The 13,205-nt window shown below is 44.0% G+C and carries 14 protein-coding genes and 1 pseudogene; 2 read left to right on the top strand and 13 right to left on the bottom strand.

Annotated features, from left to right (window positions below):
* Window positions 1-16 precede the first annotated feature (16 nt).
* The 3 genes from skT53_RS16775 to skT53_RS16765 all read right to left on the bottom strand — a co-directional run bounded on the left by skT53_RS16775 (window position 17) and on the right by skT53_RS16765 (window position 2,694).
* Window positions 17-397 carry a hypothetical protein gene (locus skT53_RS16775; RefSeq protein ID WP_200758931.1) on the bottom strand — a complete coding sequence of 127 codons (381 nt, stop codon included), beginning with the start codon at window positions 395-397 and terminating at the stop codon, window positions 17-19.
* 205 nt (window positions 398-602) lie between these two features.
* Complete coding sequence (locus skT53_RS16770) at window positions 603-1,412, bottom strand: alpha/beta fold hydrolase (RefSeq protein WP_200758930.1); 810 nt, start codon at window positions 1,410-1,412, stop codon at window positions 603-605.
* A gap of 28 nt (window positions 1,413-1,440) precedes the next feature.
* Window positions 1,441-2,694: an LLM class flavin-dependent oxidoreductase gene (locus skT53_RS16765; protein ID WP_200758929.1), complete on the bottom strand. Its 1,254-nt coding sequence runs from the start codon at window positions 2,692-2,694 to the stop codon at window positions 1,441-1,443.
* A 764-nt stretch (window positions 2,695-3,458) separates the two neighbouring features.
* On the opposite strand from skT53_RS16765, the gene skT53_RS16760 reads away from it, so the two are divergent.
* Window positions 3,459-3,908 (top strand): ferritin-like domain-containing protein, encoded by a 450-nt coding sequence (locus tag skT53_RS16760; RefSeq protein WP_200758928.1) that lies wholly within the window; start codon window positions 3,459-3,461, stop codon window positions 3,906-3,908.
* Window positions 3,909-3,979: 71 nt separating this feature from the next.
* Here the strand turns inward: skT53_RS16760 and skT53_RS16755 are convergent, their stop codons facing one another.
* The 6 genes from skT53_RS16755 to skT53_RS18910 all read right to left on the bottom strand — a co-directional run bounded on the left by skT53_RS16755 (window position 3,980) and on the right by skT53_RS18910 (window position 9,088).
* Window positions 3,980-4,606 carry a thioredoxin family protein gene (locus skT53_RS16755; protein ID WP_200758927.1) on the bottom strand — a complete coding sequence of 209 codons (627 nt, stop codon included), beginning with the start codon at window positions 4,604-4,606 and terminating at the stop codon, window positions 3,980-3,982.
* A 45-nt stretch (window positions 4,607-4,651) separates the two neighbouring features.
* Window positions 4,652-5,245, bottom strand: coding sequence for a TlpA family protein disulfide reductase (locus tag skT53_RS16750; RefSeq protein WP_200758926.1), 594 nt, complete (start codon window positions 5,243-5,245; stop codon window positions 4,652-4,654).
* A 24-nt stretch (window positions 5,246-5,269) separates the two neighbouring features.
* Window positions 5,270-5,983: a cytochrome c biogenesis CcdA family protein gene (locus skT53_RS16745; protein ID WP_200758925.1), complete on the bottom strand. Its 714-nt coding sequence runs from the start codon at window positions 5,981-5,983 to the stop codon at window positions 5,270-5,272.
* A 348-nt stretch (window positions 5,984-6,331) separates the two neighbouring features.
* Window positions 6,332-7,750, bottom strand: coding sequence for a HAMP domain-containing sensor histidine kinase (locus skT53_RS16740; RefSeq protein WP_200758924.1), 1,419 nt, complete (start codon window positions 7,748-7,750; stop codon window positions 6,332-6,334).
* Complete coding sequence (locus skT53_RS16735) at window positions 7,747-8,424, bottom strand: response regulator transcription factor (RefSeq protein ID WP_200758923.1); 678 nt, start codon at window positions 8,422-8,424, stop codon at window positions 7,747-7,749. The genes skT53_RS16740 and skT53_RS16735 overlap by 4 nt, the downstream gene beginning before the upstream one ends.
* Window positions 8,425-8,725: 301 nt before the next feature.
* Window positions 8,726-9,088: a peroxiredoxin family protein gene (locus skT53_RS18910; protein ID WP_318978568.1), complete on the bottom strand. Its 363-nt coding sequence runs from the start codon at window positions 9,086-9,088 to the stop codon at window positions 8,726-8,728.
* A 178-nt stretch (window positions 9,089-9,266) separates the two neighbouring features.
* Between skT53_RS18910 and skT53_RS16725 the strand changes: the two genes are divergently transcribed.
* Complete coding sequence (locus skT53_RS16725) at window positions 9,267-10,628, top strand: glycosyl hydrolase family 18 protein (protein WP_200758922.1); 1,362 nt, start codon at window positions 9,267-9,269, stop codon at window positions 10,626-10,628.
* Window positions 10,629-11,046: 418 nt separating this feature from the next.
* Here the strand turns inward: skT53_RS16725 and skT53_RS16720 are convergent, their stop codons facing one another.
* The 4 genes and pseudogenes from skT53_RS16720 to skT53_RS19275 form a co-directional block, all read right to left on the bottom strand.
* On the bottom strand, window positions 11,047-11,715 hold the full coding sequence (locus tag skT53_RS16720; RefSeq protein WP_200758921.1) for a class II aldolase/adducin family protein: 669 nt from the start codon (window positions 11,713-11,715) through the stop codon (window positions 11,047-11,049).
* Between the two features lie 46 nt (window positions 11,716-11,761).
* Window positions 11,762-12,232 carry an HAD family hydrolase gene (locus skT53_RS16715; protein ID WP_200758920.1) on the bottom strand — a complete coding sequence of 157 codons (471 nt, stop codon included), beginning with the start codon at window positions 12,230-12,232 and terminating at the stop codon, window positions 11,762-11,764.
* 309 nt (window positions 12,233-12,541) lie between these two features.
* Window positions 12,542-12,802 (bottom strand): metal-sensitive transcriptional regulator, encoded by a 261-nt coding sequence (locus skT53_RS16710; protein WP_200758919.1) that lies wholly within the window; start codon window positions 12,800-12,802, stop codon window positions 12,542-12,544.
* Window positions 12,803-12,879: 77 nt separating this feature from the next.
* A pseudogene (locus skT53_RS19275) lies at window positions 12,880-13,086 on the bottom strand (thioredoxin family protein); the annotation flags it as partial.
* Between the last annotated feature and the right edge of the window lie 119 nt (window positions 13,087-13,205).

Raw genomic sequence — 13,205 nt, 5'->3', positions numbered from 1 at the left:
TCGCATCCGCAATCCATTATTTCAGAAAAAAATGGATCGACGAGAAGTATCCGGCCATTTTCAACGGAATCGAGACTAAAGGCACTAACAGAACCAACCACAAAAGCGGTAAATTGGTCAAAATTCCGTTAACCGTTCCCACGATCCCATTGCCTTTTACGAAATTCAGGAGCACTCCGACGACAAACATACAAATACTAAAAAAGCGGGGCACCGGTTTGGCGTCAGACAAACTGAGCAGAAAGACGGTTACTGACAGAAGACAAAGAAGCAAAGTAAACAAGCGGATGTGCACAAAAAACGATATCATATACAGCAAACACATCCCGAGAATCAACACGCTCTTTACTTCAACGGCTTCCCTGGGCATATGCATATAGCGGGTTTGCAATTGCATGAGGGCACCTACTTTATTTCTGACGCTGGGAGACCTTCTCCATTTTTATGTCTCTATCATACGGGAAAAACCAACAAATTTGTTAATCTTCTTTCCCGAATACTCTCTATTCGTTGCACATGAGAAAAGGACAGGCAGATTGGAACATTCGCGTGTCCTTTCGATCGTGAAATTTATCAATAATTTGTTTAGATTGCTATCGGTCTTATTTGTTATACGAAGCCTGGTGGGTTGTAAGGAAATCCCGAATACAGGATATCGCCTCAGCCGTCTGTTCGAGGGTCACCAGGTGGGATGCGTTGTCGATGATTTTTAATTCCGACCCTTGGATGCGGTTATGAAATTCTTCTGCATAAACGAGCGGAATCAAACGATCCTCTCTTCCCCAAATTATTAGAGTAGGAGACTTGATACGGTGGATTCGGGACTTTAAACCCTTGTCAGGAATCGGCCACAAAAATTTGGCAGCTGCCTGCATATTTTGAATTTGATGAATCATAAGCTCCAGTCTTTCATCCAAATCTTCCGGAACGTATCGCAGCATTTCGGCAGCAGGAGAGCTCGGATCAGCCACCACAAGCGGTACCATTTCCTCCGGAAGCATGGCGAAGATATCAGGGATAGGGTGATCTGCCATAAACAATCCTGCCGGAGCAATCGTGATTAATCGACTCACCCGGCTCTGATCAGTTGCGGCCAGTTCGGATGCAATCATTCCACCCAGCGAATGACCCACTACGTTGGCCGATTCAAGGCCGAGTTTATCAAACAGATCATAGTAACAAAGAATCAGATCCCAAAGATTTGTTATATTCTCAAGTCCTGTTGACGTCGCCGTTCCCGGCAGGTGCGGCGCATATACCGTATAATGATTTGATAATTCATCTAAAAACGGGTCCCACGTCAAACCTCCCGCTCCATGCAGAAACACCAACGGTTCTCCTTGACCGGCGATTTTTACGCCGAATGTCACATGATCGTTCACCTGGTAGATTTCATCGATCGGGCTTGCCATTGTATTCCCCCCTAAACTGGAAAATGATTTAAACTTGAGCGACGGAACCCGATTGTTCTTCTTCCGCAAAACCAGTCGGCCAATAGTGGCTGTGATCCCATTCGCTGTAAATTTCTCTTAAATGGGGCATCACTTCTTCCGCGAACAATTGCAGATTTTTGATTGCCAGCCAGTGAGGCATCGAACCAATATGGAGGAGACACATAATGTTGCCAACCCGGAGGTCCTTTGCCCCCTCAGCCAGTTGGTCTCGAACGCTGGCAGGGGAACCGGCAACAATAAACCCTTCCTCGATAAGCTCTTTCCATCCCATTCCGTCTTTTAGCATTTGTGCGGCACTTTTTTGGGTTCCATCAAACTGCGACCGCAGTCCTGCTCTCAGACTCTTCACGGTACGGTACCCAGGCGCTTCCGCAATGCGGGGATCGATGTGCAGACATTTATTGAAGAAATAACGGACATGTTCTTCGTAATCGGTTTGCGCCCGTTCATCCGTTTCCGATACGCAGATGATCTGGGCGTAACCGGCCTTATAAGGATTTCGATCCGCGCCAAGTTCATCATTTCGCTGCCAGAAAGGTCCCATAACCTTTTTCGCGTATTTGTGTCCGAAATAGCTGAGATAGGAGAAGGAGTAGTTATGTTTGATGGAAAAATCGTATGTTTCAACACTGCCACCACCTGGAATCCAAACAGGCGGATGGGGACGCTGCGCCGTCCGCGGCCATGGGTTGATATAACGGAACTGGTTGTATTTGCCGTTCCACATAATTAGGTCATCGCTGTTCCATGTCTTCATAATCAGATCATGTGCTTCATAGTACCGCTCACGAAGCTCCGCAGGGTTTATCCCGTACGCATAGTTTCCGTCCATCGAAGTGCCGACGGGAAAACCGGCAATGAATTTTCCACCGGACAGCACATCTAACATGGCGAATTCCTCCGCGACCCGAATGGGAGGATTATAAGCGGCAAGGCTGTTTCCAAGCACCATCAAACTGGTTTTGTCACTGCGGCGAACCTTTCGGGAAAGGATGGACGCCATTAGATTTGGCGACGGCATCATACCGTAGGCGTTGCTGTGATGCTCATTTACCCCGACCGCATCATAGCCCAGGTCAATACTGAATTCCAGCTCATCCAGATAATCATGATACATGCGATGACCCTTCACCGGATCAAATAATGTTTTTGGCGGCGTGACCCATACGCTTGGGTATTTTCCCTCAAAATCCGCCGGCAGCTCCCGATACGGCATTAGATTGAAAGAGACGAATTTCACTCCCGCATCCCCCTTACAATTGGATTTGTTTATCCGCCAGCAATCCAGGCTGCTTATTGCGGTGTTATATCAATGCTTTCCTACAGAATTACGTCGTACATCTGACACGCCATGCATACAATTAGTCCGAATTTTCGTAAAGTAGTGTATAGATTGCGTACGTTGTGGTTCAGAAAAAGTGAGGAGCAACTATGGATAACTGGAATGGCTGCGTGTACCGATCCATTCAACCACCTACCATTTCTCCATTTTTGGACCATTTCCGTATTATTATATTTAAATATTCTGATTTATATTAAAATTTATATTTTTTATGATCATACATGTCTTCGAGAATCTTTGCATAACATGAAAAGTTAGGCAACAACCCAGCTGAGACAAGTAGTATAAATTCGAGGATACGGCTTCTGTACCGGTTTCGGGATCAGGGAAGCGTCCTTAATCTAAGCCCACTTGCAGTCTTCCATGCGATATCATTTGATTTCATAACTATGAAACAAAATCTGAATCATACATCAACTATGCTGGTTGGAATGATTTTTTACTCAGGTATTTAACATATTCTTTGTATCTGTCGCCTTATGCCATTGACGTTGTGCCCACCCGTGACATCTACAACCCATCCAAACATCTCAATGGTAACCCAGTCACCGTATCTGGTTACGGCGCAGGACTGCCAATTAAAATGTATTGTACTAGGTACCTACCCAAAATACCGACATAAAATATAGAAATCGCTAAAAGTAAGGGAGTGTGTACCCACCATGTATCCTTATTTTTATCATTACGCGCCGTACGAACCTGACCAAAGTCTGCTCAGTGATATTGTTAAAGCTATCAATGGACAATACAACGCAATAGCTTGTTACGAACAGTTAGCCCGAATGGCCAAAAATGTCGTAGAAAGAGACCGGATTCTTGAAATCCGACAGGACGAGATTCGGCACTTTCAAGTATTCTCACAGCTTTATATAACTTTAACGGGCAGGCAAGTATACCCGCACATCATTGAGAAATGTCCAACCGATTATAAAAATGGATTGCAATTTGCGCTGGAAGATGAACAGGAAACCGTCGATTTTTATTTAACTGTCGCGGATAAAGCCCATGATAGTTACATTAAAGAGAGTTTTCGTCGTGCAGCAGCTGACGAGCAAAACCACGCTGTATGGTTTTTGTACTTTTATACCAAGCTATGTTGTGACAACACGTAAACCTTCGCAACGCAAGAATGGCATAGAAGAAGGAGTTTGCATGGACAAACTCCTTATTTGAAACCATTTTCTCACTTCAATTCTAATTCGACGTCTGACACCCCAAACTTTTGAAGCGTTTTCCGCAGTGCTTCTTTCATCAAACTCTCATTCAAATCCTTCACCTGTTCAGGAATTTTTAAAAATACTCTGGCGAGACTGCCATGAAACTCAATCAACTCCAAACGTGTACCTGGTGGAAAGGGATTGTAAAAACCCTCCAAATTCGCTTTTATAAGCTGTTGGATTGCTGTGATGCGAGGTGCTTTTACAGATGATTTGTTTTCATATGAGACTTCACATGGTACCAATTCCTGATTTTGATACAGAAAAATTTCATATTTTTCAATCGTAGTGGAATTCTCTTCGTATTGAGTTTGTAAGAAGATCTCCCCACTGTTTATCCGATCAATGATTTGCGTCATTTCATTTGTTTCTTTAAAACCTTCCACACGATACAGTTCATGCCCTTTATCGTTTATAAACAGCGTGGTTGGATTCTCTTTTATTCGAAACAAATTGGTTTCCTCTATCATAACATCGATGTATTTGGTTTCCACTTTGATCTGCGGATGAGATAATGCTAATTCCCGCAAAACGGTACCCATACTTCTCCCTGTAGGACAAGCAGAAAAGGTAAATAAAATGAGTTTGTTCACTCTCTGGTTCATAACGCTTCTCCCCTTAATTAGTTATTTGAAGAATTAATTGTTTGAAGCTGTTACTCTTTGAAGCAGCGAATCCAGCTGTTGCTCGTTCATAGCCCCGGGAGCCGTGTACACAATTTTCCCGTTTGCGTCAATCAGAAACGAGGTCGGGATCCCCTGTACTTGATAGAGCTTTGCGACTGTTCCATCTGTATCCATTAAGTTGGGATAGGGTACTCCAAATGATTGAAGAAAGGACTTCGCGTTTTCCGGTTCGTCATTCACCGTTAAATTAACCCCGTAAAAGCTCACTTTCCCTTCATATTTCTTTGCCATTTTCACTAAATCAGGCATCTCCGCTTTACAGGGAGGACACCAAGACGCCCAGAAATTCACAAATACGGGTTTTCCCTTGAGTTCGCTAAGAGTCGCTTTTTTCCCCTCAAAGTCTGTCAATGTAAAATCGGGAGCATGAAATCCCACAACCGGTGCGGCATTTTGTTTTTGTGTGTGTTTATTTTCCACGGCATTCGCACCAGTTGACTTGCCCGCACCGACTTCCGTTTTTCCGGTACTGTTTGCAAAAAGTATCCCGGCCGCCACTACAAGAATTCCTGCAGCACTAACGATCAATGTTGTTTTTCTACTCATAATCGTCCAACACTCCTCATAATTCTAAAATCCTACAAAACCGCCGAACAATCCTATTAACCATACAGTTAATCGGCTGATCCAATTGGTAAAGAGTAAAATGCCCATGGCGACCATCAGCCAACCTCCGATTCGACTGATTTTATCCGAATATCGGAGTATCCACCGCAAAGACCCGAGTGTATACGCGAGTATTAAAAATGGAAGGCCAAATCCCAATGCATAAAAGAACATTAATATCATTCCGCTCGAGGGATTGGTTGCGGCCAACACAAGTACGGATGCCAGGATTGGACCGACACAAGGCGTCCAGCCCGCCGCAAAGCTTATTCCAACCAGTACGGAACCAAGATACCCGGCCGGTTTTGAACGGATGACCCATTTTTTCTGCCGGTATAAAAAATCAGCCTTGATCACACCGGCAAGAAACAACCCCATAAGAATCACCAAGATCCCACCGACCTGTCGGACCTCATTCTTGTAAATCACAAACAATTGTCCTATCGCGCTGGCGGACATTCCTAAGGCCATAAAAATGATGGAAAACCCAACAACAAAGAAAACAGAATGAAGCAAAGCCTTTTTTCGTATTTTTTTGCGGTTTTCTGCTGATTTCATTTCGTCAAACGATACGCCGGTAATGTATGATATATAGGACGGATAAAGAGGCAAGCAGCACGGTGACACAAATGACAACAATCCAGCGACAAAAGCCAAATAAATAGTAGGAGTCGACATGTTTTTCCCCTTTCATATTAATGGTCGCCCTTACTATAGCCTAAAGATTTGTGTTTTTTTTGTGATTTCCTAGTACTTCCCCGCACTGATGACACATAGTCCAATATTCCAATGCTTTCGTCCCGCAATTTGGGCATGTTCTTTTTTTTCTTTGCATGAATGTATATATTGTTCGGCCAGCAAGCCCAAACAAGGTTGCGATTGCTAATATAGTGAGAATCCGAATGAAAGGTGGGATCCAACAAAACTTCCCATTTAACGAAAACCCCCACGGCCCATTAGCGGTGATACTTAAACAAACCGCACCTGCAACTATAAACAGGACACCGGCAAGACTGATCCATCTCCTCATAGGCGTTCCTCCGTTTGACTGTCTGTCCTATCGGGACGATACCTGGGGAGCACAAATGATACCAGTGTCCCTTCTCCCGGCTGACTGGTCATTTGAATTTGCCCGTTATGGGCTTCGATAATCTGTTTCGATATAGGTAGACCTAACCCAGTTCCTCCCAACGCACGATTTCTTGATTTTTCCACTCTATAAAACCTTTCCCATATTAACGAAAGCTCTTGTTGCGGAATACCCGGACCATTATCTTCTATAGATACAAATACCTGTTCTTCGGAAAACCGTGTTTTTATATCAACTCGACAACCCACGTCAGAATACTGAACCGCATTATGCACCAGGTTAAGCAATACCTGTTCTATACGATCCTTATCGACATACACCTGAGGAAGGTGTGGTGTTCCATGATACGTCAAAACCATCTGTTTTTGATTTGCAAATGGTTCCAAAGTGTGCAACGTCTTTTTTATTAGAGGAACGAGTTCTACGGGGGTTGGACGAATTTCCAATTTGGCTTCCTCAAATCTGACAGGGCTCATTAGGTCATTTAAAATCCCCTGCAGCCTCCCTATCTCATCCTGAATAATATCAAGGTATTTCTGCCTTTCTTCTTCCGATGCGGCTAGTCCTTCTCTCACAATTTGCGTATATCCTTGAATATAACTCAGTGGAGTGCGGATTTCGTGGGAAACGTTACTCAGAAACTCTGCACGCGATTCCTGCAGTATTTTCAAGTGAGCAGCCAGCTGATTCAGAGAACTGCCCAGTGTGGATAGTTCATCCGTTCCGGAAACCTTTGCTTTTTGTGAAAAATCGCCCCTCATAATTGCTGAGGCAACCTCTTGCATTTGTATTAACGGACGAGCCATTCGTTCCGAAACAATCAAGGCAGCTCCTAATGCAACCAGCAGGGCACCGACAACCCCAAATCCCAATACTTTATTTAACGTTTGAATCACCTGATCTCCCGTCGCAGCCGGCTCTAGTAAAAAAACCGCCCCGCGAACAGGAGCCCCCAGAGGAATCCCTGCCAAAAACACTGATTCATTTGAGGCAGAAAGAACGGTTTTAATAAGCAGGCGTTGTCCTTGCAAAACTTTTTCCTGACCGGGAATGGATTTCCCCTTTTCGAGTAGTCTCATGTCACCTGTTTGATACCTTACGTTTCCGGAAGAATCGATCACCATTAAGCTTTGTGATTCTCCCAGTTGAAGTGCCTTTTCTGACGGAGGATGAAAGTGGGGTGTTTGCTCGATTATCCTGGCGTATTGTTCCGCACTGTTACTTAAGTTTTCTAGTCGTTGACTCGTAAATACCGTCGTGAACAGATGAGAAAATGTAATCGCAAGAGAGAGAATCACCACAGCCAACAGGACCACTAAAATCAACAAAATTTTTCCTCGGATCTCTTTTTTCATTTCTCGCTGCCTCCGAACCGGTATCCCACCCCCCATACTGTTTCGATCGGGGAAAACGTGATATGTGCCTTCCTAAATTTTTCCCTGATATTTTTGACATGTGTATCAACCACCCGCTCATCTCCATCGTGTTCATTTCCCCATACCTGAATTAATAGCTCGTCGCGGGTAAATACACGTTCGGGACGGTGAAACAGGATATCAAGAATTTCAAATTCTTTTGGGGTTAGGATCATTTCCTTTCCTTGAACGATCAATTTCCAGGTATCACGATCAAGAAGGAAAGTGCCCATCGGCCGCTCCATTTCCATGTTCCCATTTGAGCGTCTTACAAGAACCTGGATACGTGCAACCAGTTCTCTCAAATCAAAAGGCTTTGTTAAATAATCGTCAATTCCGAATTGGAATCCACGCAGTTTGTCTTCTGTTTGCGACTTGGCGGAAATGACCAGTATCGGAATTGTACCTGTATACTGCTCCAAAAAAGCAAATCCGTCCATAACGGGCATCATAATGTCGAGGATAATCACGTCAAAATTCCCTTGCGCCAAAATTTCTTTCGCCTGTGAGCCATTTTCGGCTTCTATAACCGATATTCCATTCGCTTGTAAATAAACTTGAAGCATTTGCCGAAAGTTTTCTTCATCTTCCACTAAGAGCGCTTTTATTGTCATTTTTCACCCCGATTTAATGTCGCCTCACGTAGCTGTCTCATAAACAAAAAAATCCCCACAACAGCAATAATAAGGTACGCCCACTGCATGGGAGCCAAATAAAGCCAGAGATACTGATTATACTCACCCAATGAAATTAGTAGGCCCCCTGTCCCAAATGCCAGTAACCCTAGTGAACCTCTGCTTCCACAAGATTGCAAACGTATTTTTGACAAAAGGATACCTCCGCTGACTGCAAAAAATATTGCCCTATAGAGTTTGACAGGATGAAACTTTTCCCCTTCCATTATCGTTCCCCAAATCAAATCGGTTCTGATCCGTAGTCTGCCACGATTATTGAATATGCGCTCACGCCTAACAGAAATGGCGGAACTACAATATCAAGCAGGGTCATCAATGGAATCCGGTATTGAAAGATTCGAATTACGAAATAAAGCATTCCAACTCCGCTTCCAATCCATGAAGACAAACCGATTCCCGCAAACAATCCGATCCACTTTGAGGAAAGGGTCAAAAATCCCGCTTTACACGGCGGACACCATGAAACCCAGAAATTCAGCAGCAGCTTTTCCCCTTTTAACTCGCTTATCTTTACCTGCTTTCCATCCAGATCGTTCAAAACAAAATCAGGAGCCCTATTAGCCTGGTCGCGGCAAAACGGCAATCTCTGATTGATTTGTGTCGGTTTCAGGACTTCCAGAAGCCATGTCTTTTTTACCCTTTTGTGAATTTACAATCCCTGCGAGAATCCCTAGAGCAAGGATTACGACAAAAATGTGTGATTTTTTTGAAGAACAATTGGATAAATTATTCAGGAACCTTTGATCCTGGGGGGAACATAGTTGAAGCCTATTTATCAAAAAATACTCCTGTTGATCTTATCCATTATTTGCTTCTCATCTGATGGACTGCCTGTCTACGCAAATCGAGCCCCCGATTCCTTTGTGATTTATGAGGTTAAAACCGGGGACACGTTAACCAAAATTGCCAACGTGTATCACCAGTCTGTGGCTGCGATCAAGACAACAAATGGACTCTCTGGCGAGCGGATCGTTCCCGGACAATCATTAATTCTTTCCGGCAATGAATACATCCTTGCTGCCGGTGATTCCATTTGGAAGATAGCTGAACGACACGGAATTTCTCAAGAAGAGATTATCAGAGTCAATAATGTTCAAAACCCTTTGAACACCTGGACTGGGACTAAAATTGTGGTCCCCCAACCGCAAAAAACGAGTATTATGACTGGAGCCTATATGGTTCCAAAGAACAAGCTTTCTGATTTATGGCTTTTACGTCAGTATAGTCCACTGGTCACTCAAATTGGCATATTTGAATACCATCCAGACCATAACGGAACATTAAGCCCTTTGTATGCAACAACAGCAATTAAGGAAAGCTGGAAGCAACATTCGGAACCGGTTGCCGTAGTGACCAACTTGACTCAAAAAGGATTCGACCCTGAGCTGGCCCATCGTCTGTTAAAAACACCGAAACTTAGACGAAAGCTGATTCAAAACATCGATATCTTGCTGCGGACCCAAGGCTATAAAGGGGTTAATATTGATTTTGAACAATTATACCCTCAGGATCGGGAGTTTTTTAATCAATTCATGAACGAGCTCGCTCAGAAATTGAAACGTAACCATTTTACATTGTCTATCGCTGTGCCCGCAAAACAAGGAGATCAGACCCCCAGCTATCTGGCAGGTTACGATTATGCTGCCTTGGGTAAAGTAGTGGACTATTTTTTCCTCATGACTTATGATTGGCATTGGTTGGGAGGACCTGCAGGTCCAATTGCACCGATTCGGCAAGTTCGCGCAACACTTAACTATGCCGTAACCAGAGTTCCTAAACAAAAGCTGTTCCTAGGTATACCCATGTATGCATATGATTGGACCCTTTCACCAAACGGTAAAACGTCCGGAAAGTCCTACGCACAGAGCCAGGCCATCGAACTGGCAATGGATCACGGATCCCCCATACAATATGACAAGGAGAGTGAATCTCCTTATTTTTACTATACAGATGCTTCCGGCGGAAAACACGTAGTATGGTTTGAAGACGCCCGAAGCATCGTTAAAAAATATCGTTTGATTACAAAATATAATATAAAAGGTATGGGAGGCTGGAAATTAGGCCTGTCCTTTCCTCAAGCAGAGTCCATTGCCAGTCGAATGTTCCAAATAGTAAAACCCTAACCTATCACTTTGTCGGAAGGAACGCCTAAAAAGGTGCTCCTATCTTACATTAAATATCCCATCAACAATTACCGGACCTATCATTTCTGTTGATTTCAAATCCTTTACCTAGCCAAGAGCTCTTATAATTAATGTTTAATCCTTCCATGTAAGGGGATAATCCAGAATTATAAACAAATCGAATTCCATCAATTTCAACTGTCTGGTCATGTTCATCTGTTGACTCCTCCGGAGCCATTCCGTAAGACGGCCCCCCTCAGCCAACTCCCGCAATATATAACCGAATCATGCTGGCTTTTGGAAAATTAAGCAATTCCTTGAGTTTTGAAATAGCGTCATCTGAAACATGCAGCATTGGGTGTCCTTCCTTTCTTTAGTGCCTTCACTCATGTCGCCCCGATAGTCGTGCGTGTTATCCTCAACGAGAAGAAAATTGCTCCATACGTGTTCTTACCTGTTCAAGCGCCTGATCCGGAAGAGGCTTCTCTCCGCCAATCAGTCGAGCCTTTAGGATAAGCTCCGCTGCTTCATCCAGTGTCGCAATCAGTTGCGCTGTTTGTACTGGATCCTTCCCAAAGGCAAGAACTCCATGATTTGCCAGCATTACGGCCGGCACACCCGGGCGGTCGGTTACAATATCGACAATCCTCGAAACAGATTCTTGCGAACCTCTTGGAGCCCAGGATACCACCGGAATCGGTTCAGTTACGCCAAAACGAAGCAGGGGCTCATACGCAACAGGAAGAGGTTCTTTTGCTACTGCAAACACCGTTACGTTTGGCGCGTGGTTGTGAATGACCGCTCCCACTGTTGCCTTTGCACGGTATACGGCAGCATGCATATGAATCACTTCCGCTGTAACTGGATCCACTTCTCCTTCCACCACGGTTTCATCGAGCCGGACTACAGCAAAGCTGTCCATCGTAAGGTGACTAATATTCCCACCTCGAGTCATTACCATAGAGTCATCCCCTACACGAGCAGACAGGTTTGCATGCTCTCCTCGAAACATCACTCCGGCGGAAGATAACTTTTCGGCCGCTGCTATGAGTTGTTGTTTTGCTTGGTTCACTTGTTCGCGTTGCATCCTTCCTCGTACCTCCTGTTTGATTCATCTTCTGTGGATTTCAAATTCAATTTCGCAGGGAAGCTACCAATCGATGCGGATGGGTCAATAGTTCAAGTGCATTTCGCATATCCCTGACTACAATGTCGCTTGCCAAGAGTGCCTTTGGTGAACAGCCTTCGTCGGCAAGTACACAAATCGCCACATCAGCGGCATTGAACATTTTTACGTCGACAACGCCGTTACCGATAGCAATTGTGTGATCTCTTTGCGTTTCCTGCATTATCCGAGCCTTTTGTTCATCTTGTTCGCTAGCGGAAACGATCCGCACCTTGACTGGCAACCCCTTACACTGATTCTGGACCGTTCCATTATTATCTGCAGTGACAATAATAATCTCCAAGATTTCCGACAATTCAGAAAGTAATGGTTTCAGCGGTTCAGAAATGATGCCATCAGTAGCAATAGTTCCGTTGAAATCAATAAAAACATGAGAAAAATGAAACAGTCCCCGTCCTGGAATCTGAACCTCCAGCATTAGCGTGCGCCTCCCGTAATCCATCACTACTATGTCACTTAGGCCTGTTCATGTTCATACACGTTGGAAATCCAAAGGTCTGCACCATGTCACACTGCAAAAACCGTTTAATGGGATTCCGGAAAGCAGTGTATGATGTATGCATTACATCATTTATCGTTGCAACAACTGCTGAGTAATCCAAAAAGCACTATAACCGACTCCTAACAAGAGCAGTATTTTTTGTGATAGTCACAAACTTTTCCAAAATCGTTTCATATTTTTTCCTTTCCATTTAGCCGAGTCAACAACTCGGTGAATCATTGTCTTTTAGCGACTCTTAACCAGTAAATCGACTGCTTCTCTTATTACATTATCTGGCTGGTTGCCTTTTTTTAGTTCCATACGAATACATGATTCTAAATTGCTTGCTACCAACAGTCCAATTGTACGATCAACAGCAGATCGAATCGCTTGTAGTTGCGTCACAACATCTTTGCACTCTTTTTCCGAATCCATCATTGTGTAAACGCCTCTTATTTGGCCTTCAATTCGGCGAAGCCGGTTTTTAATTGCATCGTCGTACTGCATTGATCTCACTCTCCTTTAATGTCCCCAAATCCCCCCTCCAAATAGATAACAAGACGCCCAATGCCGGGCGTCAACTGTTATCCTTCAAGATATGACTTAATAGCAGCCTCCGGCTGAAATCCAACCAGTGGATTTTGGGGGTTCCCTTGTTTGAAAAGAATTAATGTCGGTAAACCCAAAACTCCATATCTTTGCGGGAGACTCGGTTGATCATCCGAATCCACATAAACAAAATGAACTTCTGGATATTGACTTTCAAGCTTTTCTACGACCGGAGCCAGTCGTTTGCAATAAGGTCACCAATCTGCGGTGAAGAAAGCGAGTGTAGGCCGGTCAGATTGAAGCAGTTGGTCAAATTTGGATTCATTTACAGATTCCATGTCAATCCCACCTTATCTTGTTA

Source organism: Effusibacillus dendaii (assembly GCF_015097055.1).
Taxonomy (GTDB): Bacteria; Bacillota; Bacilli; order Tumebacillales; family Effusibacillaceae; genus Effusibacillus; species Effusibacillus dendaii.
The sequence above is the reverse complement of the archived record's forward strand: the minus strand, read 5'-3'. Positions and strand labels throughout refer to the sequence as shown.